This window comes from Paenibacillus hebaui (assembly GCF_051934385.1).
Classification (GTDB): Bacteria; Bacillota; Bacilli; order Paenibacillales; family Paenibacillaceae; genus Paenibacillus.
Genome location: NZ_CP196836.1, coordinates 797,195 through 822,551 on the forward strand (window position 1 = coordinate 797,195; position 25,357 = coordinate 822,551).

Annotated in this window: 20 protein-coding genes and 1 riboswitch; of the genes, 19 read left to right on the forward strand and 1 reads right to left on the reverse strand. The window is 48.1% G+C overall.

Annotation, left to right across the window (positions count from 1 at the left end; translation table 11 throughout):
- Window positions 1–411 precede the first annotated feature (411 nt).
- Entirely contained in the window at window positions 412–1,413 is a 1,002-nt protein-coding gene (locus ACR32F_RS03565; protein ID WP_440116218.1) for a ketoacyl-ACP synthase III, read from the forward strand.
- A gap of 174 nt (window positions 1,414–1,587) precedes the next feature.
- On the opposite strand, the gene ACR32F_RS03570 is transcribed toward ACR32F_RS03565, so the two are convergent.
- Complete coding sequence (locus tag ACR32F_RS03570) at window positions 1,588–3,522, reverse strand: amidase family protein (protein ID WP_440116220.1); 1,935 nt, start codon at window positions 3,520–3,522, stop codon at window positions 1,588–1,590.
- Window positions 3,523–3,891: 369 nt separating this feature from the next.
- Here ACR32F_RS03570 and ACR32F_RS03575 point away from each other — a divergent pair, with 369 nt between their 5' ends.
- From ACR32F_RS03575 to ACR32F_RS03660, 18 genes are all read left to right on the forward strand, one after another.
- A complete protein-coding gene (locus ACR32F_RS03575; RefSeq protein ID WP_440116222.1) occupies window positions 3,892–6,021 on the forward strand; it encodes a DNA topoisomerase III in 2,130 nt (709 codons plus the stop codon).
- Window positions 6,022–6,181: 160 nt separating this feature from the next.
- Window positions 6,182–6,319 carry a hypothetical protein gene (locus ACR32F_RS03580; RefSeq protein WP_440116224.1) on the forward strand — a complete coding sequence of 46 codons (138 nt, stop codon included), beginning with the start codon at window positions 6,182–6,184 and terminating at the stop codon, window positions 6,317–6,319.
- 125 nt (window positions 6,320–6,444) lie between these two features.
- Window positions 6,445–6,708, forward strand: coding sequence for a DUF1294 domain-containing protein (locus tag ACR32F_RS03585; protein ID WP_440116226.1), 264 nt, complete (start codon window positions 6,445–6,447; stop codon window positions 6,706–6,708).
- A gap of 189 nt (window positions 6,709–6,897) precedes the next feature.
- Window positions 6,898–7,332 (forward strand): universal stress protein, encoded by a 435-nt coding sequence (locus ACR32F_RS03590; RefSeq protein WP_440119667.1) that lies wholly within the window; start codon window positions 6,898–6,900, stop codon window positions 7,330–7,332.
- 271 nt (window positions 7,333–7,603) lie between these two features.
- Window positions 7,604–7,705, forward strand: a riboswitch (purine riboswitch).
- 191 nt (window positions 7,706–7,896) lie between these two features.
- Window positions 7,897–8,382 (forward strand): 5-(carboxyamino)imidazole ribonucleotide mutase, encoded by a 486-nt coding sequence (purE, locus tag ACR32F_RS03595; protein WP_440116228.1) that lies wholly within the window; start codon window positions 7,897–7,899, stop codon window positions 8,380–8,382.
- A complete protein-coding gene (gene purK, locus ACR32F_RS03600) occupies window positions 8,379–9,581 on the forward strand; it encodes a 5-(carboxyamino)imidazole ribonucleotide synthase (RefSeq protein ID WP_440116230.1) in 1,203 nt (400 codons plus the stop codon). Before purE ends, purK begins: the two co-directional genes overlap by 4 nt.
- Complete coding sequence (purB, locus tag ACR32F_RS03605) at window positions 9,578–10,876, forward strand: adenylosuccinate lyase (RefSeq protein WP_440116232.1); 1,299 nt, start codon at window positions 9,578–9,580, stop codon at window positions 10,874–10,876. The genes purK and purB overlap by 4 nt, the downstream gene beginning before the upstream one ends.
- A gap of 234 nt (window positions 10,877–11,110) precedes the next feature.
- A complete protein-coding gene (locus ACR32F_RS03610; RefSeq protein WP_440116234.1) occupies window positions 11,111–11,986 on the forward strand; it encodes a phosphoribosylaminoimidazolesuccinocarboxamide synthase in 876 nt (291 codons plus the stop codon).
- Window positions 11,987–12,812: 826 nt separating this feature from the next.
- Window positions 12,813–13,058: a phosphoribosylformylglycinamidine synthase subunit PurS gene (gene purS / locus ACR32F_RS03615; protein WP_017690695.1), complete on the forward strand. Its 246-nt coding sequence runs from the start codon at window positions 12,813–12,815 to the stop codon at window positions 13,056–13,058.
- A 4-nt stretch (window positions 13,059–13,062) separates the two neighbouring features.
- On the forward strand, window positions 13,063–13,752 hold the full coding sequence (purQ, locus tag ACR32F_RS03620; protein ID WP_440116237.1) for a phosphoribosylformylglycinamidine synthase subunit PurQ: 690 nt from the start codon (window positions 13,063–13,065) through the stop codon (window positions 13,750–13,752).
- Window positions 13,730–15,973, forward strand: a complete 2,244-nt coding sequence (gene purL, locus ACR32F_RS03625) for a phosphoribosylformylglycinamidine synthase subunit PurL (RefSeq protein WP_440116239.1) — start codon at window positions 13,730–13,732, stop codon at window positions 15,971–15,973. Before purQ ends, purL begins: the two co-directional genes overlap by 23 nt.
- Complete coding sequence (purF, locus tag ACR32F_RS03630; RefSeq protein ID WP_440116241.1) at window positions 15,958–17,436, forward strand: amidophosphoribosyltransferase; 1,479 nt, start codon at window positions 15,958–15,960, stop codon at window positions 17,434–17,436. The genes purL and purF overlap by 16 nt, the downstream gene beginning before the upstream one ends.
- A 12-nt stretch (window positions 17,437–17,448) precedes the next feature.
- On the forward strand, window positions 17,449–17,889 hold the full coding sequence (locus ACR32F_RS03635) for an immunity 26/phosphotriesterase HocA family protein (RefSeq protein ID WP_440116243.1): 441 nt from the start codon (window positions 17,449–17,451) through the stop codon (window positions 17,887–17,889).
- 67 nt (window positions 17,890–17,956) lie between these two features.
- On the forward strand, window positions 17,957–18,997 hold the full coding sequence (purM, locus tag ACR32F_RS03640; protein WP_440116245.1) for a phosphoribosylformylglycinamidine cyclo-ligase: 1,041 nt from the start codon (window positions 17,957–17,959) through the stop codon (window positions 18,995–18,997).
- The gene (purN, locus tag ACR32F_RS03645; RefSeq protein WP_440116247.1) at window positions 18,997–19,614 is read left to right on the forward strand and encodes a phosphoribosylglycinamide formyltransferase; all 618 of its coding nucleotides are present in this window, start codon (window positions 18,997–18,999) and stop codon (window positions 19,612–19,614) included. Before purM ends, purN begins: the two co-directional genes overlap by 1 nt.
- 295 nt (window positions 19,615–19,909) lie before the next feature.
- Window positions 19,910–21,457 carry a bifunctional phosphoribosylaminoimidazolecarboxamide formyltransferase/IMP cyclohydrolase gene (gene purH, locus ACR32F_RS03650; protein ID WP_440116249.1) on the forward strand — a complete coding sequence of 516 codons (1,548 nt, stop codon included), beginning with the start codon at window positions 19,910–19,912 and terminating at the stop codon, window positions 21,455–21,457.
- Window positions 21,458–21,830: 373 nt separating this feature from the next.
- The gene (gene purD / locus ACR32F_RS03655; protein ID WP_440116251.1) at window positions 21,831–23,096 is read left to right on the forward strand and encodes a phosphoribosylamine--glycine ligase; all 1,266 of its coding nucleotides are present in this window, start codon (window positions 21,831–21,833) and stop codon (window positions 23,094–23,096) included.
- Window positions 23,097–23,735: 639 nt separating this feature from the next.
- Window positions 23,736–25,073, forward strand: a complete 1,338-nt coding sequence (locus ACR32F_RS03660; protein ID WP_440116253.1) for a hemolysin family protein — start codon at window positions 23,736–23,738, stop codon at window positions 25,071–25,073.
- The last annotated feature ends 284 nt before the right edge of the window (window positions 25,074–25,357 follow it).

The window sequence follows — 25,357 nt, forward strand, 5'->3', positions numbered from 1 at the left end:
CTGCGATAGCCTGTTCTCTATGTGATATCGTTTCCGTTTCCTCAAGCGTGGTTGCCCAATATGCCAGGACACAACCACAGTCCAGCAGTCGGGCACAAGTTAGTGTTGAACGCTCTTGAACGCTGCTTCCATACTTCCACAAGCAGATGTATCTTGTATTTTACTTGAAGGCAAGATTGACTCTGAGGTGTGGAGATGGCTCGGTTCAATTACTACGGAATTCGATGATGCTGTTGACCGCGTCCCAGAACGGCTCATCATGATTTAAATTCAACTTGAAACTTTTTATGCGGAGCAAGGAGAGTACATCTTTTATATTTCGCAAAGAATTGAGCTGTCTTCTCATAAATTAGTACCAAGTACTAGAAGTTAGTGCTATAATAATGAAAAACAAGTGAGGTGACTACCGATATGAATCATCAATCAAAGGCAACCATCACGGCAATGGGGACGTATGTACCGGATCGAATATTAACAAATGCTGATCTGGAGAAATTGGTCGAGACAAGTGACGAATGGATCGTACAGCGTACAGGCATGAGAGAACGGAGAATTGCAGCTGAGGATCAATATGTATCTGACCTGGCTACGAAGGCTGTGGAAGACATGATACATCGTTACCAAGTAAGTGTAGAAGATGTGGACATGATCCTTGTGGCTACCAGCACACCTGAATATGCTTTTCCAAGTACGGCATCCAGGGTACAAGCTAACCTTAAAATTCCACACACGGGCGTACTGGATTTAAATGCTGCATGCGCTGGTTTTACCTACGGGCTACAGCTAGCCGATAGTCTGGTGACCAGTGGAATTTACCGTAAAGTACTGGTTATTGGAGCAGAGACTTTATCCAAAATTACGGATTACACTGACCGCACGACTTGCGTATTGTTTGGTGACGGAGCGGGAGCCTTTCTGGTGGAGAGATCGGCGGCTGGAGAAGGTGACTTTATGGCAGCCATATCAGGTACGCATGGAGATGGTGGTGTACATCTCTATAAGAGTGGCCTGTCTTCAGAGATGAATGGTGTACCATTACAGGGTGAAGGTTGTTTAGTTCAGAATGGCCGAGAGATTTATAAGTGGGCTGTACGGACGATTCCAGAGCAATTGGGTAACCTTATAACGAAAGCTGGATTAAGTCCTGAGCAGATTGACTGGTTTGTCCCGCATAGTGCCAACATGAGAATGATTGAGGCTGTATGTGAACGTGGACCGGTTCCCTTGGAACGTACGTTAACCAGTGTCGAGTATCGTGGGAATACATCTGCCGCTTCCATTCCGCTGGCACTGCAACTTGCAGTAGATGAAGGGAAGTTGAAAGAAGGACAGAGCGTAGCTCTCTTTGGCTTTGGCGGTGGCTTGACTTACGCGGGCCTGGTGCTCAAATGGGGCATACCGGACAGGGGTTAGAATGACTTATAACAATATGTAACAAAGATAAATAGAGAAAATATAAAAGACCACCCAGACTTCATGCAGTCATGAAGAGGGTGGTCTCTTTTGTGAGGTAGTTCGTTTAAAGGAATACGAATATAGCTATGTTTCTTTTTGAATTAACACAAATTGCTTAATCCCATAAATGTTTTATGGCGTAAGCTTAGGGGCTTGGCGGTGATGAGTTCCTTGTTCGTAGCTGTAAGCCAGCTTGATCAAGGTTCCTTCATCAAAGGCGCGACCCAGGAATTCCATACCTACAGGCAAACCATCGGTTGTGAAACCAGCAGGGACCGTGATCGCAGGGAAGCCGGAGAAAGGACTCAGTCGGTTATTACCACCTGATGATTGCCCTTCACCAATAACACCAGCAGCCTGTGTAGACGTAGGATAGATGATGGCATCTAGGTTATGGTCTGCCATGACTTTTAGCAAGGACTCACGTGTAACTTGGGTACGTTTCAGGACAATGTCCTTATATTCGGTAGTCTCCAACGTTTGGCGTGCATCCCGAGTCTTCATAGATTGCTCCTGAGATTTGTCGAACTCTCCGGAAGCAATGATCTCGGACAGACTGTGATATGGAGCATCTGCACCCAATGAGTCCAGATAGTCATTCAGTTGGAACTTGAATTCATATCCGCTGAGACTTGGGTATTTGTTGATTTCAGCCAAGTTTGGGATGGAAATAGGAACTGCGGTAGCACCTAGTGACTTCAGCTCTTCCACAGCTGTGTTGATCACGTCAGCTACGGCTTTTTCTTCAGCTTTGGTACTTGGGATGAGTTCAGTGGCCACACCGATACGTGCACCTTTCAGCCCGTTTACATCCAAGAAGTCCGTGTAGCTGGATGGGATTTTGCCTACTGCGTAAGCTGTAGCAACATCCTTTTTGTCATATCCGGCTGTAGCATCCAACATGATTGCAGCGTCACTAACCGTACGAGCCATAGGTCCGCCGACATCTTGCGTCAAGGCCAGAGGGATAATCCCTTCACGGCTGGAGAGTCCAATCGTTGGACGGATACCTACGAGGCTGTTGAAGCTGGAAGGGATACGGATTGAACCCCCTGTGTCGGTACCCATACCCGCTGCAGCAAAGTTTGAAGCGATAGCAGCACCTGTTCCACCGCTTGATCCGCCTGGATAGCGGTCCAGGGCGTAAGGGTTCAGCGTTTGTCCACCCAATGAGCTGGAAGTGGTGATGCCGAACGCGAATTCATGCAGGTTTGTTTTGCCCAAAATAATGGCACCGGCTGCTTTGAGCTTCTTCACTTGTTCAGCATCATGAGCAGGAATGGAGTCTTTCAGACAGATACAGCCTGCGGTTGTAGGCATGTCATTGGTATCGAAGTTGTCTTTCACCAGGATCGGAACGCCATGAAGAGGTCCACGAGCACCTTGAGCAACACGTTCTTCATCCAATTGCTCCGCAATTTGAAGCGCATCCGGGTTCAGTGTTAATACGGCGTTTATGCTTACACCTTGATCATCGTATTTTTCAATGCGATCCAGATACTTCTGAACTAGTTCTTTGGATGTCAGTTTTCCTTGCGTCATTGCGGCCTGGAGATCTGTAATCGTTGCTTCCTCCAGAACAAAAGGTTTTATGTAGTTATAAATGCGGTCTTTCAATATGACGACATCATTTTCCGTAAGTACGGCATTAGGGAGGAAGAGAGACTCCGTATATCCTTTCATTAACCCTGCAGTATTCAACGCACCAACAGCACTGGCAAAATCGGATTGATCCGGGACATCCTTGAACGATTCTGTGACAGGGTCTAGCTTCAGCCATTGTTGCAAGGCTACGGCAGCATCTTTACGTGGCACTGTTGCACCTGAGAGCTTGTCCATGGTAAAAGGAACACCTGCAAGTGTAGCCGCTTCTTCCATGGCTTGGACAAAGGCTTCTGCCGTGGTAGGAGTCTTACCAGCTGATACGGCTGCAACCGTAGTTTTGCTTGAAGGCGTTGCCGTTGCGGCTGACGCCGAGGGTACTGTTCCTCCCCATGTTGTGGCAAAAACGGCTCCTGCCAATAACAAAGCCCCACTTTTTTTCAAAACAGATCCATGATAAGTCATGCACCCACGCTCCCTTCCTGTGTCTCAATGATGTGTGTGTTAGCAAATCTGGTTTATATGCTTTTGACACATTCTATATTCATGTCAGGTAATCTTACAATGATCGTATTTATCCAAAAAAACGTATACAAGCAATCTATTTATTCAAGATACTCTAGAATGCTCTTGTTCCCATGTAATCAAGAAAGTTTTTTAATAATGATATGTAAGGTAATGTGACATGCACTAATTATACATTTGAATAATTAATACTCCATCAGCAGCTTGTTAATCGGGCAGGGGACAGAGCATACCTTTACCATGAAATGTTATAATGAAAAGATAGGAATAGAAGAGACATAAGGTATTACAGAGAGGAAGAGATATGAAGTGAAGACATTGGTACTCGCAGAAAAACCATCTGTGGCACGCGAAATAGCTAGAGTGATGGGTGCGCGCGATAAACATAAAAGCTATTTGGAAGGCCCGAAATATATCGTCACCTGGGCGCTTGGACATCTGGTTGGACTGGCTGAACCGGAGGATTACGATAAGAAGTATGCAACATGGAATCTGGAGGATTTGCCGATTCTGCCAGAGCGTACCAAGCTGAAAGTACTCAAAGAGACCAATCATCAATATAAAGCGGTACAGCAGCTAATGAAGCGTCAGGATGTTGGTGAACTGGTTATCGCAACGGATGCGGCCCGTGAGGGAGAATTGTTGGCCCGATGGATTATGCAGATGGCGCAGTGGAAAAAGCCATTCAAACGGCTGTGGATTTCATCCCAGACAGACAAGGCAATCAAAGACGGGTTTGCATCACTGAAGCCAGGCAGTCAGTTCGATCGTCTCTATGAATCGGCGCGTTGCCGGGCGGAAGCGGATTGGATGATTGGACTTAACGTGACCCGTGCACTTACGGTTCGTTTTAATGCGCAGTTGTCAGCTGGACGGGTTCAGACGCCCACACTTGGCATGATTATGGATAGGGAGACTGAGATTAATGGTTTCCGCTCACAGGAATATGAGATGTTGACGGCAGATTTGGGAGGTTTTCAGGCCGTATGGCGGGCGGCAGGTGGTGATTCACGCATCTTCGATCCACAAGAGACACAAGCATTGAAGAAACGGGTAGAGGGCCGTAAGGGCACAATTGCTCAAGTGAAAAAAAGCGAAAAGGTGGAGCCGCATCCGCTGGCTTATGACCTGACTGAATTACAACGAGATGCCAACCGGAAATATGGTTTCTCTGCAAAGCAAACATCGAATGTTCTGCAACGTCTGTATGAGCAGCACAAACTCGTCACGTATCCGCGTACAGACAGCCGATACCTGACTTCGGACATGACAGCTACGTTGAAAGAACGGCTGGACAGTGTAGCGATTGGACCTTATGCGTCTCTCGCACGTCCTTTGTTGCGTAAAAGTCTGAATATTACCAAACGTATCGTGGATGACAGCAAGGTAACCGATCACCACGCGATCATTCCAACAGAACAGACGGTACTTCTGAATCTGTTGAATCCAGAGGAGCGCAAGTTGTACGATCTCATCGTACGTCGGTTTATAAGCTTGTTCTACCCGGCTGCGAAGTACGATTCTGTCGCGATCACCGTTCAGGTGGGCAACGATTCATTCCATGTCAAAGGCACAACGGTGAAAGAAAGTGGATGGCGTGAAGTGTATGGCGGAGATTACAGCGATGATGACGATGACCGTGCAGACGATCCATCAGACCATGAACGTGCGCTTTTGCCAGATGTGCAGCAGGGGCAGGCCGTGACGGTTCAGCGTTGCCATATTAAAGGGGGGCGGACGATGCCGCCCAAACGGTATACCGAAGCGGCTCTGCTTTCCCAAATGGAGAAGCATGGACTGGGTACTCCGGCTACACGAGCGGATATTATTGAGAAACTGGTCAGTTCCGACACGATTGATCGTCAAGGCAACAGCATGCACCCAACAGGGAAAGGAAAACAGTTGATTGAACTGGCTGCCCCGCAGCTTCGGACACCGGAGTTAACAGCGCGTTGGGAAGCTGAGTTGGAACGGATCGCCCGTGGACAAGGGAAACCTGGACCTTTCCTGGAGGGTATCCGTTCGATGGCGAAAGAACTTGTATCTACGGTAAAAGGCAGTAAGGCGGAGTACAAGCCGCATAATGTGACGAATAGTCACTGCCCGGACTGTAATGCAAGGTTACTGGAGAAGAAGGGTAAGCGCGGCAAGTTTCTTGTATGTCCAACCGAGGATTGTGGATATCGTCGTTCGGCAGAGAAAAGATTGTCCAACCGTCGCTGTGCACAGTGTCACAAAAAGATGGAAATCAAAGAAGGTAAGGCGGGCCTATACGTGCAATGTCTGCCTTGTGGTATTACAGAAACGTTGGACAAAGACAAACAACATGTGAACAAACGGGACCAACAAAAGCTCGTCAAACAATATGCTAAACAGGAATCGATTGGCTCCAATCTGGGAGATTTGCTTAAGGCGGCCATGGAGAAAAAAGGAGAGTAACACGTGATCCAGAAGGGTTGAGGACGTACCTCTTGCGCTATGCGTCATGTCAATGTGTTGCTCCAAAAGAGAAGCATGGAAGCTAATCCTAACCTATCCATGTCAAGTCGTATAAGATCCTCCGTTTTCAGGCAACGTAAGCCAAGGAGGTGACACGCAGATGCCGCATAACAAGCCAGAGAAGATCCGCAATCAGCAAAACAATGATAGTATCCGGGAAGAGCATATCGCAGTACGTCCGGAGAAAGCAGCAAAAAGAGTGCCCAGCCTAAACGGGATTCCAAAACAAGAGTCCTAGATTCAAAACGATCAAAATAGTCCTTCCAATCATGCGGTTCCCTGCCCGCGTTGCTCATGTTCCTCCGGAGGATTATAATGGAGGTACAGGGAGATGTCCCGGGATAGGGGGACCGCTAGAATTATATGCATACCGGATTGATACTGTGGTTTTTATTTATTAATGTAGTCGGTTACCTCGTTATGTCAGATGACAAGAAACGTGCGCAGCGTCGTCGTGACCGTACGCCCGAAAGAACGCTATTTCTGTTAGCCTTTATTGGAGGTGCGTTGGGAGTATGGATTGCAATGTATCGGAAACGTCACAAAACCAAACATCCCAGCTTCACGATCGGCATTCCGCTGCTGTTATTCCTGAATGCAGTGCTTTATGGTTATTTCCTGCAATAATGTGACGGATTAACCCATGTCGGTCTATTGTTGAATGTGTGAGATGGCTAGAGTGATATGTAAAGTTTTCCTATGAATGCTTCATTCTGACCCATAGGCGTTTAAGGAGTTACATGGTTCTTGTGTTTTTTATGTCAGGCCGAAGTTTGTTTCGGATGTTCTACATATAAGGGAAGGGACGGGATGTACATGTTATTCTCCAAAATACTGGTTGCTTATGATGGTTCAAAGGCTTCGAATAAAGCACTCGATCGTGCGATTGAGTTAACTAAAGTATCTCCTGATGCCGTACTTGATGTTATTCATGCTTTTGACTTCCCTCGTGTATTTATTGGTGAGGGATTGGCCCCACTCCCACCTTCGCTTAATAATGATTATTACAATCTGGCCGTGCAAACTACGGATGAAGCGAAAGAGCGAATTCAGGCTGCTGGTATTACAGCGAACGTGGATCTGATTCAAGGTGCTGCTGCTGAAGTGCTGCTCGATTATGCAAAAGAGAACGGGTCGGACATCATTATTATTGGTAGTCGTGGACTCGGCGGAATCCGGGAGTTTGTCTTGGGTAGTGTTAGTCACAACGTGGTGCAGCATGCTAAGGTTCCAGTACTTATCGTGAAATAATTGATTAAGTGTGAGTGCACACCAAAAAGTAGAGAGCCGGCTGTCTTCGATAGATTGAAGAGGAGCTGGCTTTCTTTTATAGGAAGAAATAGGTAGAGAGTAGAAGTGAATGGAGTAATTCCCGAACATTATATTTGTCAATATGTTAAATGTTCGTCTTTAAGTTGACATTAGCTGTAGGGGATTGTTAGAATGTTAGATGTGTCGATCAGGTAAGAATAAGGTCGAGTAGGAACGAAACGTGTAACAGATGGAACAGTTTGAAATAGTTTGTTTGAAATAGATATTTGCTCGTATAACGCCGGGAATAGGGCCCGGAAGTATCTACCTGGAAACCGTAAATTTCCGGACTACGAGGAGATACGGCTGAGAGTCGCATGATTGCAGATGCGGACAGCAAGCCCCTTTTGGCATGCTCAAATGTGGGATACGTATTTCTTGGAGTCCGGTGTCCGAAGAAAATGTGATGTTTTCGCGGGTAGCGGATTTTTTCATTTCTAAAGTAGACCAGGAGATACCAAAGAGGATCAAATTAAAACGCTCAGACGGGAGTTGGATATATTCATGTCAGTGCAGGTCGCTGTAATTATGGGCAGCAAATCGGATTGGGAAACGATGAAGTATGCGTGTGAGGTGCTGGATGAGTTGGAGATTGGGTATGAGAAAAAGGTTGTCTCCGCCCATCGTACACCGGATCTGATGTTTGAATATGCGGAGCAGGCCATCGACCGCGGGTTCAAGGTGATCATTGCAGGTGCGGGCGGGGCGGCACATCTACCGGGTATGGTTGCAGCCAAAACGATGCTTCCGGTCATTGGCGTTCCGGTTCAATCCAAAGCATTGAATGGTCTCGATTCCTTGTTGTCCATTGTTCAGATGCCTGGCGGCATTCCTGTCGCAACGGTAGCGATTGGTAAGGCAGGTGCAACGAATGCGGGATTGCTTGCAGCCCAGATCATTGGTGCTTTTGACCAAGATGTCCAACGGCGTTCTGAGGCCCGCAGGGAGCGAATCAAACAAGAAGTGCTTGAAAGCAGTGAAGAAATATGAGTAATACGGGTATTCAATCCGCATCTACAGGAGAATCACAGCGTGTCTTGCTGCCAGGGAAAACAACCATTGGCATTCTCGGAGGCGGGCAGCTCGGACGGATGATGACGTTATCGGGAACTGCAATGGGATATCGCTTTGTTACCCTTGATCCGGCTGCAGACGCACCTTGTGGACAAGTTGCTCGTCAGATCGAAGCGGCATACGACGATGCAAAAGCTGCGCTTGAATTGGCACGGCAATGCGATGTCATTACGTATGAATTCGAAAATGTAGATGCAGAAGTTGCTGCTCTGCTCGAACGTGAGTCCTATGTTCCGCAAGGAAGTTCGTTATTGTACACCACTCAGCATCGATTGCGTGAGAAGAGAGCGATTGAAGCTGCTGGAGTAGGAGTTGCGCCTTATCGTGAAATTACGAGTGCGGATACGATGCTTGCTGCTGTAAGCGAACTGGGTGTGCCTTGTGTACTGAAGACGGTAACCGGAGGATACGATGGCAAAGGTCAACGGGTTATTCGGGAAGCAAGTGAGGCTGTTGCCGCGTACGAAGAACTTGCAGCTACAGGTGCGGAACTGGTGCTGGAGCAATTCATCAAGTTCGAATGTGAGATTTCGGTCGTTGTAGCGCGCAGTACAAATGGGGAGATCAAGACATTCCCGCCAGCGGAGAATATTCATGTGAATAACATTTTACATGCGTCAATTGTACCGGCTAGAGTTGCTGCGGACATCCAGATTGAAGCGCAAAAACTTGCAGCGGCGGTGGCAGAATCGATGAAGGCTGTCGGGTTGCTTGCCGTGGAACTGTTTGTAGCGGCGGATGGAAGACTGTACGTCAACGAACTGGCGCCAAGACCGCATAATTCTGGTCACTATACGATGGAAGCTTGTGCGACTTCTCAGTTCGAACAACATATCCGTGCCATCTGCGGATTACCACTTGGGGACACATCGTTATTGAGCCCGGTTGTTATGGTCAATGTGCTTGGAGAACATCTGGAAGGCATTATCGCAAGAACAGGGCAACCTGATGCAGAAGCGATAGAACTCGGTGTGATTCCCAAGCTTCATATATATGGTAAAACCGAACCGAAAACAGGACGTAAGATGGGGCATGTGAATCTGCTCTGTCAGGATGTTGAAGAAGGATTGCAATGGATTGAACAAACTAACCTCTGGAGGAATACAAATTCATGATTGAACGTTATAGCAGACCCGAAATGAGAGCGATCTGGACGGAAGAGAACAAATTCCAATCGTGGCTGGAAGTTGAAATTTGTGCATGTGAGGCATGGGCTGAACTGGGTGTGATTCCTAAGGAAGAAGCAGCATTGCTTCGTCAGAACGCATCTTTTGACATCGACCGCATCTATGAGATTGAACAGGAAACACGTCATGACGTTATCGCATTTACTCGTACGGTATCTGAAAGTCTGGGTGCGGAGCGGAAATGGGTGCATTATGGACTGACTTCCACAGATGTCGTGGATACGGCTCTTGGTTATGTACTGCGTCAAGCCAATGAAATCCTGGAAAAGGATATCGTGAATTTCATTGAAATCCTTCGTGAAAAAGCACTGACTTATCAGCACACACCAATGATGGGACGTACGCACGGGGTGCATGCGGAGCCAACGACATTTGGTCTGAAAATGGCATTGTGGCATGAAGAGATGAAACGAAACCTGGAGCGTTTCCGTCATGCAGCAGACAACGTGCAATACGGTAAAATCTCCGGAGCAGTTGGCACATATGCCAATATCGATCCATTTGTTGAAGAGTTTGTCTGCGAGAAGCTGGGCACAAAGCCTGCACCGATCTCGACTCAAACATTGCAACGTGACCGTCATGCGGAATATATGGCTACACTGGCGTTGATCGCAACGTCTTTGGACAAGTTTGCTACAGAGGTACGCGCACTGCAAAAGAGTGAATTCCGTGAAGTGGAAGAAGCTTTTGCGAAGGGTCAAAAAGGATCTTCCGCGATGCCGCACAAGCGTAACCCAATCGGCAGCGAAAATATCTCCGGTCTGTCCCGCGTCATTCGCGGACATATGGTATCGGCATACGAGAACGTGACATTGTGGCATGAGCGTGATATCTCGCACTCTTCCGTAGAACGTATCATTCTGCCAGATGCAACGATGCTGCTGAACTACATGCTGAACCGTTTTGGCAACATCGTGAAGAACCTGACGGTATTCCCTGAAAACATGAAACGCAACATGGAGCGCACCTTCGGCGTGCCATTCTCTGGCCGCGTCATGACGAAGCTGATCGACAAAGGTTTCAGCCGCGAGCAGGCGTACGATACCGTTCAACCACGTGCGATGCAAGCATGGGAAGAACAACGTCAATTCCAGGATATCGTGAAATCCACCCCGGAAATTATGGCAGTACTGAACGAAGAAGAAATCGCAGATGCGTTCAACCCGTCATGGCATCTGAAGCACGTAGATACCATCTTCAAAAAGCTTGGTTTGAACGATTAATACCTTAATAAGGCTAGAGAACAGAATGATGGTTCGACACTTGAGCGCAGAGGACAGAAATAAGCTGAAGAAGCGAATGCGCTCGCCTTTATTCCCGGATTTTCACTTTGAAAAAGTGGAATCAAAAAATCTGGGAATAACAGCGATCGGAAGATTGTTCTGTCATCGGAGTGGAGTCCGCACCATCAGGATTCTGTCCTTAGCCTTACATCTCCTGAAAGAAGGTGAGCCTCCATGGCGCTGTCTACTGCGGCAGATCTCGTTAAAGCTCCTCTGATATATAAAGGAAAAGTACGTGAATTGTACGATCTGGGTGAACATTTTCTCATCGTGGTTACGGACCGAATTTCGGCTTTTGATTACGTGCTGGACCCGGCGGTTCCCGAGAAAGGAAATGTACTGAATAAACTCAGCAGCTTCTGGTTTGAACTGACAGGTGGCATGATGGACAACCACGTGGTTTATACGGATGTGAATCAATTGGGGGACATCATCACCAACCCTGATTTGCTCAAAGATCGCATCATGGTAACCCGCAAAGCGGAACGCATTGATATTGAATGTGTTGTGCGCGGCTACATCACTGGCGGTGGATGGAGACAATATGAGACGAGTGGTGAAGTGAATGGGATTAAGCTGCCTGATGGACTTCGCAAAAACGCCAAGCTCGAAGTTCCTATCTTCACCCCGGCTGCCAAAAACGATGTCGGTCACGACGAAGACATTCCGTTGGATCGCATGAAAGAACTGGTGGGGGATGCACTCGCGATTGAGCTTCAGGAAAAGAGCCTGCGCCTGTACAAATTCGCCCGTGATTACTGTGATCAACGTGGCATCATTCTGGCAGACTGCAAATTCGAGTTCGGTTTGGTAGACGGAAAAGTCATTCTGATTGACGAGATCTTCACTCCAGATGCTTCCCGCTTCTGGGCCAAAGAGAATTACGCACTCGACATCGAGATCGACAGCATGGATAAAGAACCGGTGCGCACCTATCTCGCCGGAACCGATTGGGACAAGAACAGCCAGCCTGATCCACTGCCACAAAAGGTTGTGGAGGCAACAACCGCAAGATACGTCGATATTTATAACCGTTTAACGGCACAATAAAATGTAACGTTTGAGGTAAGCTGCGGGAAAGTTTGAGGAGGCTAACGTTTGAGCGGGCTACGGGAAAGCTTGGCTTTCGATCGCTGTTGCCCCCGGAATGTTTAGATTGGAATCCTTTTTTCAAAAGGATACATTCCGGTTGCAAAGGCGAAGCATATGCTTTCGAAGTAGCTTTCTTTCAGAAAGCTTTTAGCTTACGCTTCTCCAGCTCAAATCTTTCCCTCCGCCAGTGTCAAACTGGGGGAGAGGCAATTAAGAGCGGTGGCTTCCAACAGGTAGGGAAGCCTGAAAAATTGCGAGAATCAAATTCACTGGTTACTCATGTAACCCGAAGACCATTCACCGTTTCACGTAATGGTCAGGCTCGACCATTACCCACCGTGCAACGTAAAAGGTTTAGGCCTTTAAGAAAACGTCGCATGGACTAGCGAAGGGGCGGAATTGTTCTTAAAGGAGCGAAGCGTTCGCCTTTGTCCCCGGGTTTTGACCGCACAGCGGGCCAAAACAATCAGAAAACCTGGGGACAACAGCGACCGGAAGAACAATCCGCCCCGGAGCAAGCTTTACCATTACCAACCGTGCAACGTAAAAGGGTTAGGCCTTTAAGAAAACGTCGCATGGACTAGCGAAGGGGCGGAATTGTTCTTAAAGGAGCGAAGAGTTCGCCTTTGTCCCCGGGTTTTGACCGCACAGCGGGCCAAAACAATCAGAAAACCTGGGGACAACAGCGACCGGAAGAACAATCTGCCCCGGAGCAAGCTCCAAAGCCCCTTTTTAACAGCATAAAGCATTTATCCCGTTCATTACTGAGGAGGAACATAGGATCATGATCAAAGCAACCGTATATGTCACTATTAAGCAAAGCGTACTCGACCCGCAAGGCGTAGCTGTTCAAGGAGCCCTGCATTCCATGGGATTCAATGAAGTGGAAAGTGTACGGATCGGTAAAGTCATGGAACTGAACCTGGATACAACAGATCGTGCGGAAGCGGAGAAACGATTGAAAGTAATGTGTGAAAAGCTGCTGGCCAACACCGTTGTTGAAGATTACCGCTACGAATTGGAGGGTTAATCTCATGAAATTTGCAGTTCTTGTGTTCCCTGGCTCCAACTGCGACATCGACTGTTACAAGGCAGTGGAAGATGCCATTGGGCAAGAGGTTGATTATGTATGGCACACGGCTACAGATCTGTCGGCTTATGATTGTATTCTGGTTCCGGGTGGTTTCTCGTATGGTGACTATCTGCGCTGTGGAGCGATTTCCCGCTTTGCACCGGTAATGAACGAGGTAGCCAAAGCTGCTGAACAAGGTAAATATATTTTGGGCATTTGCAACGGATTCCAGATCCTGACTGAAGCAGGATTGCTTCCGGGTGCTTTGATTCGCAACACCTCCCTGAAATTCCGCTGTCACGATACGGTATTAAAAGTAGCGAATGCAGATACGCCATTTACACGTGACTATGCACCTGAGGAAGAAATTATCATCCCGATTGCTCACGGTGAAGGCAACTATTATTGCGACGAGGAGACGCTTGCGAGTCTGCAAGCAAATAACCAGATCGTATTTACGTATGGCAGCAACCCGAACGGTTCCCTGGGTGATATCGCGGGAGTCTGTAACGAGGGCGGAAATGTGGTCGGCATGATGCCGCATCCAGAGCGTGCAGTGGACTCACTGTTTGGTTCGGAAGACGGCAAACGGATGTTTACATCAATTTTGAAAGCATGGAGGGATCGGCATGACGCAGCAGCTATCCGCTAAGGAACCGACAGCAGAACAGGTCGCAGAACATAAACTTTACGCACAAATGGGCGTGTCTGACAGCGAGTATGAGCTGATCTGTGAGTTCATGGGGCGCAAGCCGAACTACACGGAAATCGGTGTGTTCAGTGTCATGTGGTCCGAGCACTGTGCTTACAAAAACTCGAAGCCGCTCTTGCGCCGTTTCCCAACCACTGGACCACGTGTCCTGATGGGACCGGGTGAAGGTGCCGGGATCGTGGATATCGGTGATAATCAGGCCGTTGTATTCAAAATTGAAAGCCATAACCACCCTTCCGCGGTTGAGCCTTACCAAGGTGCGGCGACAGGTGTGGGCGGTATTATCCGTGATATTTTCTCCATGGGAGCGAGACCGGTTGCGTTGCTGAACTCCCTTCGTTTCGGCAAGCTGGAGAGTGATCGTGTTAAATATTTGTTCGAGCATGTCGTAGCGGGTATTGCTGGATACGGGAACTGTATCGGTATTCCTACCGTTGGTGGAGAAGTTATGTTTGATGAGAGCTATGAAGGCAATCCGCTGGTTAACGCGATGTGTGTAGGTCTGATTGATCATGACAAGATTCAGCGCGGCGTAGCTAAAGGTGTAGGAAACCCTGTGTATTATGTTGGGCCACCAACAGGCCGGGATGGTATTCATGGAGCAACCTTTGCATCGGTTGAATTGACGGAAGAATCCGAGTCCCAACGGACAGCGGTTCAGGTCGGTGACCCGTTTATGGAGAAACTGGTGATGGAATCCTGTCTGGAATTGATCGACACAGGCATCGTGCTCGGTATTCAGGATATGGGTGCTGCTGGTCTGACATGTTCGAGTGCGGAGATGGCTAGTAAAGCGGGTAACGGTCTGGAGCTGTATCTGGATCAGGTGCCACAGCGTGAAGAAGGCATGACGCCTTACGAGATGATGCTGTCTGAGTCCCAAGAACGGATGTTGTTTGTTGTCGAGCCGAAGGATGAGGCACAAGCGATGGAAATCTTTGAACGTTGGGGCGTTATCTGCGCCAAAGTCGGAAAAGTAACGGATGATGGTCGTCTGAAATTGATCCACCACGGCGAAGTGGTTGGAGATATGCCGGTAACTGCACTGGTTGATGAGTGCCCGGTGTATGACAAACCTTCTTCTGTACCTGCTTATTATGAGCAAAGTGCTTCCATCGACACGCTTCGTTACGACGAAGTGTCGGATCTCGGCGGAGCATTGAAACAAGTATTGGCTTCCCCAACGGTAGCGAGCAAAAAGTGGGTGTACGATCAATACGATTACATGGTGCGTACAAGCACAGCGGTTCGCCCAGGTTCGGATGCAGCTGTTGTGACGATTCGCGGCACACGCAAAGGATTAGCGATGACAACGGACTGTAATGGACGTTATGTGTATCTCGACCCTGAAGTTGGCGGACGCATTGCCGTGAGTGAAGCAGCGCGTAACATTGTATGTTCCGGTGCGGAGCCACTGGCGATTACGGACAACCTGAACTTCGGTAACCCGGAGAAACCGGATATTTTCTGGCAAATGGAGAAAGCGGTAGACGGTATGGCAGAAGCTTGCCGTGTGCTGGATACACCGGTTATCGGTGGTAATGTCAGTCTTTATAACGAAAACGCCAAAGGCTCTATCTATCCAACGCCAGTTGTCGGTATGGTAGGTCTCGTTCATGACACGGATCATATCACGACACAAGCATTCAAATCCGAAGGGGATGTCATCATCCTCCTCGGTGAAACGAAAGCTGAACTGGGTGGCAGCGAGCTGCAATATGCGGTCCATGGTCAGACGGAAGGCCGTCCACCAGAGCTGAATTTGCAAACGGAAAAAGCATTGCTCAGCACGGTATTGGAAGCAATTCAAACCGGTCTTGTTCGCTCGGCGCATGACTTGTCCGAAGGCGGCTTGGCTGTTGCATTGGCTGAATCCTGTATCAGCGGTAACGTTGGAGCACAGGTGAATGTGGAGACTACGTTGCGTGGAGATCACGCTCTGTTCAGTGAGAGTCAATCCCGTATCTTGTTGTCGGCTACGCCGGAGCAAGCGGGTAAACTTGAAGCATTTGTACGTGAGCGTGGTGTACCTGTAGCTGTGATTGGACGTGTAGAAGGAAGTAACCTGGCGATTGAATTGAACGGAACATCAGCCGTGAACGAACCTGTAGGAGGTTTAACTCAGGTCTGGGAGGATGCGATTCCATGTCTCATGAACTGACGACAGGACCGTTGTGGACAGGCGATTATTATAATGAAGGGTCTGGTAAAGAAGGGCTCGATAAATTGAAGGAAGAATGCGGCGTGTTCGGGGTGTACAGACACCCTGATGCTGCTTCACTCTCCTATTATGGACTGCATGCGCTGCAACATCGGGGCGAAGAAAGTGCAGGCATGTGTGTGAGTGATGGCAGCCAGTTTAATTATCATCGCGGCATGGGTCTGGTGAAGGAAGTATTCACCAAAGACCTGATGCAGACGTTGACCGGGGACATATCCATTGGACATGTCCGGTATTCAACAAGTGGTGACAGTAAACTGACGAACGCACAGCCATTGGTATTCAAATACCGTGATGGCGATCTGGCCGTAGCGACCAACGGTAACATTGTGAATGCACCAACGATCCGGCGTGAACTGGAGCAGAGCGGGTCCATTTTCCAAACAACGAGTGATACTGAGGTTATCGCGCATCTGATTGCACGTTCATCCAAGGGACTTGTGGAAGCTGCAAAAGAGGCGTTCCAACGCATTGTGGGTGGTTATGCATTTCTGATCATGACCAACGACAAGCTGCTGGTAGCTTCTGATCCACACGGACTTCGGCCGCTTACGATGGGTAAGCTCGGGGATGCATATCTGTTTGCTTCCGAGACTTGTGCATTGGAAACGATCGGCGCAGAGTTGATTCGTGACATTGAACCCGGTGAACTGCTTGTGTTGGATGCAGATGGTCTGCACGAGGATCGTTTCGATCATCACAAACACCGCAAGGCGCTGTGTGCGATGGAGTATATCTACTTTGCCCGTCCAGACAGTGACATGAATGGTGTGAACCAGCATGCTGCCCGTAAACGGATGGGAAGCCGGATGGCGATTGAGTCGTTTGTGGATGCAGATCTGGTAACAGGCGTACCGGACTCCAGTATATCCGCGGCCATTGGCTACGCCGAGCAGACAGGTATTCCGTATGAGATGGGTATGATCAAAAATAAATACACCGGACGTACATTTATCCAGCCAAGCCAGGAATTGCGGGAGCAAGGCGTGAAGATGAAGCTGAGCGCCGTGCGTCGCGTTGTGGAAGGCAAACGTGTGGTCATGATTGACGACTCTATCGTACGGGGAACCACTTCCCGGCGAATCGTGAACATGTTGCGCGATGCAGGAGCAACCGAGGTTCATGTCCGCATCACATCACCACCTTTTAAAAATCCGTGTTTCTATGGCATCGATACACCCGACAGCCGCGAATTGATCGCTTCACAGCTGTCGGTGGAAGAAATCTGCCGTGAAATCAACGCGGACTCCCTGGAGTTTCTCAGTCCCGATGGACTGATTGCATCGATTCAGGGAGATAATCAGGATGATCCTAAAGGCGGACTATGTCTCGCATGTTTTGATCATGATTACCCAACCCGCCTCGACTTCAACGGCGAAGAAAAATTCGGCTGTAGCTGCTAGACGCATATGCATATGCGGAAAAAAGGCTATAACGAAGGCGATATATTTCTGACTCCAATGAACGATGGGCAATTTGCTGTGTGCCAGATTATTTGTGCACTGAAAGGCCGCTTCAAAAAGGCGTTTTCATTCGGCGTGATGAGCATTCAGCGTGACGAAACGGTAATGATGGAAGATGGCGATTTTCTCTGTTATACCTACGGGAAACGTGAGAGCAGTGTGATTTTTGCCTCACCGGCCTATCTTCGAGATGGAACGTGGAGAATCGTTGGCAATATCCCGCTGACTCCTGAGAAGAAGGAACTGCAAGTATTCGAATGTGCGGGTCATCTGTACTGCGGAGACGAATACATCCGAAACCTTCCACCGGAGGAGTACGGCCAGTTTAATACACTTGGCGTGGCCGGGTATGAATTGGTGCAAAACCATCTGTTAGAGATGGAGCAACGATAGATGAGTTGGACTTGTAGAAACGATACATCATTAACCGTATTTATAGAATCAGAAGGGTGTGAGGGTTGTGTCTGAAGCATATAAAAAGGCCGGCGTCGATATCGCGGCAGGTAATGAAGCGGTTGAACGGATGAAAAAACACGTAAAACGTACCTTCCGTCCGGAAGTGATGACAGATCTGGGGGGATTTGGTGCCCTGTTCGGTTTGAACAAAGATAAATATGATGAGCCGGTGCTCGTATCCGGTACAGACGGCGTAGGAACCAAACTGAAAATCGCATTTGCGATGGACCGTCACGATACCATCGGAATCGACGCAGTAGCGATGTGTGTGAACGACATTGTTGTACAGGGCGCAGAGCCACTCTTCTTCCTTGATTATCTGGCCTGTGACAAAGTCATCCCTGAGAAGATTGAAGCCATTGTTGCGGGGATCGCTGAAGGCTGTCATCAGTCTGGCTGTGCGCTGATCGGTGGCGAAACGGCGGAGATGCCAGGCATGTACAGTGAAGGCGAATACGATATTGCCGGATTTACCGTAGGTATCGTGGACAAAGCAAAGATCATTAACGGTACAACCATCGCCCCTGGCGACACGGTGATTGGACTGGCCTCCAGCGGTGTGCACAGCAACGGATTCTCGTTGGTACGCAGACTTTTGTTGGAAGATGCGGGACTTCATCTGCATGATGAAGTAGCGGAACTGGGTGGCAAGCTGGGGGATTCCCTGCTGGAACCTACAAAAATCTATGTGAAACCATTGCTATCCCTGCTGGAAAAAGTGAACGTAAAAGGCATGGCTCACATTACAGGTGGCGGTTTCATCGAGAATATCCCACGTATGTTGCCTAGCAACGTGAATGTGGATATTGACTACGGCTCATGGCCGATCCTGCCGATTTTCAACCTGTTACAGGAGAAGGGATCTGTCTCGAACCGTGACTTGTTCACCACGTTTAACATGGGGGTTGGACTTGTACTGGTTGTGAACGAAGCAGATGCGGCGGAAACTCTGCAACAACTGAAATCATCTGGTGAAGAAGCGTACATCATTGGCCGTGTAACCGAAGGAGATGCGCGAGTAACCTTCACGGGAGCGGATGTTTAATGGCGAGCTACCGCATTGCTGTATTTGCCTCTGGTGAAGGGTCGAACTTTCAGGCATTGGTTGATGCAGCACGGAATGGAGGTCTGGATGCATCCATAGATCTGCTGGTATGTGACAAGCCGGCTGCACGCGTGGTGCAGCGAGCGCAGGGTGCAGGCGTGGATTGCCATCTGTTTACTCCCAAAAATTATGATTCCCGCGAAGCCTACGAGGCTGAGATTGTGGAAGTGCTTGAATCCAAAAACATTGACCTGGTTGTTCTTGCAGGATACATGAGATTGTTAACTTCAGTGGTTGTGGATCGTTATGCAGGTCGGCTGATTAACATTCATCCATCCTTGTTACCGGCGTTTGCAGGCAAGGATGCGATAGGACAAGCACTGGAATACGGCGTCAAAATTACAGGCGTGACTGTGCACTTTGTGGATGGAGGCATGGATACAGGTCCGATTATTGCCCAGCATCCTGTCCCCATTTTGCCAGGGGACACTGCTGAATCCATTAGCCGTTCCATTCATGCTGCTGAACAGCAGCTATACCCAGAAGTTGTATCCTGGTTCGCGCAAGGTCTGGTTCAGTTAGACGGACGTCACGTCACTGTTAACAAACCGGTTTGATATAAGTTGAAATTTTTTTTACACATTAACGGAGAGGACAGAAAAAACCTGAAAAAGCGAAGCGTTCGCCTTTATCACCGGATTTTCCCTTTAAGAAAAGGGAATCAAAAAATCTGGGGATAACAGCGATTGGAAGGTTGTTCTGTCATCGGAGTGTCCCGTGTAAACATCTTGGTTCAACTTGTATAACAGAAGTCGAATATTGGTACGCATTTTGTGATATTTCTCGGGAAATAAATCGGCTGTGTTTCGCCATGAAACGCGGAGCCATGGGACATTAAAGGAGGAGCATATTGTGAGTATCAAAAGAGCGCTGGTCAGCGTATGGGATAAAACAGGCATCGTGGACTTTTGCCGCGAGCTGTCGCAAATGGGTGTGGAAATTATTTCGACAGGAGGTACAAGCAGCCTGTTGTCGAAGGAAGGCGTACCTGTCATCGGAATTTCGGATGTGACTGGATTCCCGGAGATTATGGATGGACGTGTCAAAACATTGCATCCGGCAGTTCATGGGGGCTTGCTGGCTGTTCGTGACAGCGAAGAGCACAAGCGTCAGATGGAGGAGAACGGACTGGGTTATATCGACCTCGTTGTTGTGAATCTGTATCCGTTCCAGGACACCATCGCTAAACCGGACGTAACGTATGAGGACGCAATCGAGAACATCGATATCGGTGGTCCAACCATGCTTCGCTCCGCTGCCAAAAACCATGCTTATGTTAGTGTCGTTGTAGACACCGCAGATTATGGCAAGGTGCTTGAAGAAGTCCGCAGCAATGGGAACACCACACTCGAAACACGCAAACGGCTTGCGGCAAAAGTGTTCCGTCATACGGCGGCTTACGATGCAGTCATTTCCGACTATCTCTCCAACCTGAATGGTGATCCATTGCCAGAGCGCCTGACGGTTACTTACGAAAAACTCCAGGATTTGCGCTACGGCGAAAATCCACATCAGCAGGCGGCATTCTACCGCAAACCGCTGGCTGCCCAAGATACGTTGACAACAGCCGAGCAATTGCACGGCAAAGAGTTGTCCTACAACAACATCAACGATGCGAACGCAGCATTGCAGATTGTCAAAGAATTCGAAGAACCGGCCGTTGTGGCGGTTAAACATATGAACCCTTGCGGCGTGGGCGTTGGCGAAAGCATCTACGAAGCCTACAGCAAAGCTTATGCAGCTGATCCAACATCCATTTTTGGCGGCATCGTGGCAGCAAACCGCATTATCGACAGCGATACAGCAGGCAAATTGAGTGAGATTTTCCTGGAAATCGTGCTGGCTCCTGACTTTACACAAGAGGCGCTTGATATCCTCACTAAGAAGAAAAACATTCGTTTGCTCAAAACGGGTGAACTGAATGCTGCCCGTAAACGAGAGAGCCAATTCGTGGTAACGTCCATCGACGGAGGCATGATTGTACAACAAAGCGATGTACATTCCATTGAAGCGAGCGAGTTGAAGGTAGTTACAGATCGTGCACCATCCGAAGAAGAACTGAAACAACTGTTGTTTGGCTGGAAAGTGGTTAAGCATGTGAAATCCAATGCGATTGTGCTTGCAGCAAATGATATGACTGTGGGTGTGGGCGCTGGACAAATGAACCGTGTCGGCGCAGCCAAGATTGCTATTGAACAAGCTGGAGAACAAGCGAAGGGAGCCATTCTGGCATCCGATGCGTTCTTCCCAATGGGCGATACACTTGAACTTGCAGCGAAGGCTGGAGTTACGGCAGTAATTCAACCAGGTGGTTCGATTAAGGATGAAGAGTCTATCAAAGTAGCGAATGAATACGGCATCGCCATGGTCTTCACAGGCGTTCGTCACTTCAAACACTAAACATCACGAATATATATTCCAGGTAGGTTGTGCTAGCAGTGATTTTACTCTCGGGTCAAAGCGTTAACGAATCGACCGCACCTCAAAAGGCGAATCATCATGGAATGTAAAGTTTAACGAACTGTAGTGATGTTATCTAGGGACAAAACAGCGTAGGAACCTACAGATGGACGAAATAACGTCTCTGTGATTCGCTAAACTGCAAATCCGTGGGAATTGGAATAATAGAATGTGCTCGATTCTTTAAAGTGAAAATTCGCTAAAAAGGGGTGTCCCCGTCATGCTCATGACTTATGGGACGCCCCTCTTTTTTAGCTTTTATACGAGCAGAGGTAGACAACATCCTGTAATTCATGGAGGGGGAACTGAGCGAATGGATATTCTGGTAGTGGGCGGCGGAGGCCGGGAACATGCAATCATTTGGGCGCTGGCAAAGAGTCCAAAGGTAGACAAGATTCATTGTGCACCTGGAAATGCAGGTATTGCACAGCTGGCTGAGTGTCATCCGATTGCGGTGAATGAATTTGGTAAACTGACGGCGCTTGCTGTGGAACTTCAAGTGGGTCTGGTGGTGATTGGGCCAGATGATCCATTGGCAGATGGCATTGTAGATGCATTTGATTCGACAGGCATCCCGGTATTTGGACCACGTCGCAATGCAGCAGAGATTGAGGGCAGCAAAACGTTCATGAAGGATCTGCTGCACAAATACAATATTCCGACCGCAGCCTATGAGAAATTCGACAATTACGAACAGGCCCAGGCTTACCTGGATGAGCAAGCGATTCCGGTTGTCATCAAGGCAGATGGACTGGCAGCGGGCAAAGGTGTTACAGTTGCCTATTCCCGTGAAGAGGCAGATCAGGCACTTCGCAGTATCATGGTGGAAAAAGTGTTTGGAGAAGCGGGTGCCAAGGTTATTATTGAGGAATTCCTGGCAGGGCAGGAAATGTCCATTTTGGCCTTTGTGGATGGAGAGACGGTTCGACCAATGGCAGCAGCACAGGATCACAAACCGGTATTCGACAATGATCAGGGGCCAAACACGGGTGGTATGGGAACCTACTCGCCACTGCCGCATATACCGGCTTCTATCATTGAAGAAGCCGTGGAAACGATCATCAAACCAACTGCCAAAGCGATGGTTTCCGAGGGGCGTCCGTTCCAGGGGGTATTGTTTGCCGGACTGATGATCTCGCCGGATGGTAAACCCAAAACGATCGAGTTCAATGCACGTTTCGGTGATCCGGAGACACAGGTCGTATTGCCACGTCTGAAGAGTGACCTGTTCGATATCTTCTGGGCGACCGTTCACGGTAAATTAGCTGATATTGAGATTGAATGGAGTGATGAAGCTGCAGTATGTGTAGTGCTTGCTTCAGGTGGATATCCTGGTCCTTATGCTAAAGGCGTAGTCATTGAAGGACTGGATCAAGTTGACGATGCGGTGGTATTCCACGCAGGTACAGCGCGTAGTGTATCAGGTGAGTGGGTTACGAACGGTGGTCGTATTCTGGGTGTTGTGGGCCTTGGTGCCGATATTGCCGAAGCAAGGAACAAAGCATATGCGCAGGCCGAACGAATCCACTTTGATGGAAAACATCAGCGTTCTGACATTGCTGCCAAAGCATTGGTATAATGAATAAGAGAACCCGTCAAGATGTGCACTGGAAAGGTGTTTGCATCCTGCGGGTTCTTTTCTGCGTATATATGTTTAACGCCCTAAAGGATAGGGTAGTATTTTTTTACATTGTACTATACTAATGAAGTGAACAATATCACATAATAAAGTAACACAAATAATCACATATAAGGTAACACAACATATATAAAGACTATTTTGTGAACAATATACTGTTAGCTTGTTCCAAACCATAACGTGAAACTAGATGGTTTGGCTAGGATCATGGTATACTTTTCGGAAACAGGAATGAGTATGAGGGGAGGTGGATATCTATTGGGAAGGCGATATTGTAAACTGTCCAAATGGAGAATTTTGCAGGAGTAAATCGAGAAACCATGACAGCTTGAGGGGGAACCCTGTTTTTAGTGAAGTAGTTTCTGTACGTGATTGACTTCATCCTGAATTCCTGTTTTGCAATTTTACAAGGTCAAAGTACAACAATACAAACGTTATAATCAGATTGATTTCATATAACGCATACGCTGTTTTGAGCGAAAATCCATGAACGACAATCAGCTGATGAATGGTTAACGAGGTTAACGGATCATGCTGTAACTATCTCTGGAGGTGAATCCCTGTTAAACGGGGAAATCATTGGACATAATTACCATATTGAATATTGTATTACTTATTATCTTGATTGCATTGACTGCATTCTTCGTAGCATCGGAGTTTGCTGTAGTCAAAATTCGTACTTCAAGAGTAGATCAACTGGTTGCCGAGGGCAACAAAAAGGCCGTATTGGCCAAAAAAGTTGTCTCGGACCTGGATTATTATCTGTCAGCCTGTCAGCTCGGTATTACGGTCACTGCCCTTGGATTGGGGGCGCTCGGAAAGCCGACGGTTGAAAGATTGTTGTACCCAGTATTTGATTACCTGAACGTATCAGCATCGATCTCGTCGATTGCTTCGTATGCGATTGCCTTTATCCTTGTCACGTTTCTGCATGTGGTTGTGGGTGAGATGGCTCCCAAAACGATGGCGATTCAGTTCTCGGAAAGACTGACATTGATGCTCGCACCATCGTTATATTGGTTTGGTAAGATCATGTATCCTTTCATCTGGGCGCTCAATGGAGCCTCACGTGTTCTGCTTCGCGGATTCGGTGTGAAACCTGCTGACCATGATCAAGCTTATTCCGAAGATGAGATCAAAATCATCATGAACCAGAGTTATGAAGGTGACGAGAGCAATAAAACCAAGCTGTCTTATTTGGAAAATGTATTTGTATTTGATGAACGTGATGCAAAAGACATCATGGTACCGCGAACAGAACTGGTGACACTTAATCAGGATATGACCTATGACGATATCATTCCTATATTGGATGAACATAACTATTCACGCTATCCCGTCGTCGAAGATGGGGACAAGGACCGTATTGTCGGCGTAGTGAATGTGAAAAAGATACTGCCAGACATGGTGGCAACGCGGGAACATCAGCTTATTGAATTCGTTCGCGAGATTCCCTTCGTTTCCGAGGTAACACGCATTCAGGATGCCATGATTAAGATGCAGCAGGAACGTGTACACATGGCCGTGGTGGTGGATGAATACGGTGGCACCTCGGGTATACTCACGATGGAGGATATTCTGGAGGAGCTTGTCGGTGAAATTCGGGATGAATTCGATGCCGATGAGGTGGCTGACATTCAGGAGACTGGAGAGAATCAATATCTCATTAATGGCCGGGTACTTCTGGATGAACTGGAGCGGCAGTTCGGGCTGAATTTTGAAGGTAATGAAGAGATGGATACCGTGGCCGGATGGATTCAGTACCAGAAGGGTGTAGGTGTGGAAAAAGGCGACACAGTGGAACACGGTGATTATGTATGGACCGTTGTGGACACCGATAATTATCACATCAAGCAAGTTCTTCTTGAACGAGTGAACGGAGCTCAGGTTGAGGAAGCTACAAGCGATCTGGTCTGATTTTGGATCGATCAGGACTGTAATGCTGTTAATCACCGTGCTGCAACCGTTAGGCCAAACATGGCAGCTGCTCACTGAATTTAAACGTTTTGGCAACGTAGCAGTGTAGGGGACGGAATCGATTCTGAAGAAGCGTAGCGTTCGCGTTTGCAAACAAATTTTAAACCTTTGAAAACAACAATCAGGGAAATTTGTAGGCAATGGCGATCGGAAGAACGATCCGTAACCGGAACGTCACTCGTGCAACCTTATTTTAAATTTTATTGGAGGTGAATCCCTCAACC

Bases quoted from the DNA above. Each gene is read 5' to 3' on its own strand.
- ACR32F_RS03635 (WP_440116243.1), top strand. From the start codon at position 17,449: ATGCGGAAAAAAGGCTATAACGAAGGCGATATATTTCTGACTCCAATG.
- ACR32F_RS03570 (WP_440116220.1), bottom strand. From the start codon at position 3,522: ATGACTTATCATGGATCTGTTTTGAAAAAAAGTGGGGCTTTGTTATTG.
- purD (WP_440116251.1), top strand. From the start codon at position 21,831: ATGGATATTCTGGTAGTGGGCGGCGGAGGCCGGGAACATGCAATCATT.
- ACR32F_RS03565 (WP_440116218.1), top strand. From the start codon at position 412: ATGAATCATCAATCAAAGGCAACCATCACGGCAATGGGGACGTATGTA.
- ACR32F_RS03610 (WP_440116234.1), top strand. From the start codon at position 11,111: ATGGCGCTGTCTACTGCGGCAGATCTCGTTAAAGCTCCTCTGATATAT.
- ACR32F_RS03580 (WP_440116224.1), top strand. From the start codon at position 6,182: ATGCCGCATAACAAGCCAGAGAAGATCCGCAATCAGCAAAACAATGAT.
- purB (WP_440116232.1), top strand. From the start codon at position 9,578: ATGATTGAACGTTATAGCAGACCCGAAATGAGAGCGATCTGGACGGAA.
- purL (WP_440116239.1), top strand. From the start codon at position 13,730: ATGACGCAGCAGCTATCCGCTAAGGAACCGACAGCAGAACAGGTCGCA.
- purQ (WP_440116237.1), top strand. From the start codon at position 13,063: ATGAAATTTGCAGTTCTTGTGTTCCCTGGCTCCAACTGCGACATCGAC.
- purE (WP_440116228.1), top strand. From the start codon at position 7,897: ATGTCAGTGCAGGTCGCTGTAATTATGGGCAGCAAATCGGATTGGGAA.
- ACR32F_RS03590 (WP_440119667.1), top strand. From the start codon at position 6,898: ATGTTATTCTCCAAAATACTGGTTGCTTATGATGGTTCAAAGGCTTCG.
- purN (WP_440116247.1), top strand. From the start codon at position 18,997: ATGGCGAGCTACCGCATTGCTGTATTTGCCTCTGGTGAAGGGTCGAAC.
- purS (WP_017690695.1), top strand. From the start codon at position 12,813: ATGATCAAAGCAACCGTATATGTCACTATTAAGCAAAGCGTACTCGAC.
- purK (WP_440116230.1), top strand. From the start codon at position 8,379: ATGAGTAATACGGGTATTCAATCCGCATCTACAGGAGAATCACAGCGT.
- ACR32F_RS03585 (WP_440116226.1), top strand. From the start codon at position 6,445: ATGCATACCGGATTGATACTGTGGTTTTTATTTATTAATGTAGTCGGT.
- purF (WP_440116241.1), top strand. From the start codon at position 15,958: ATGTCTCATGAACTGACGACAGGACCGTTGTGGACAGGCGATTATTAT.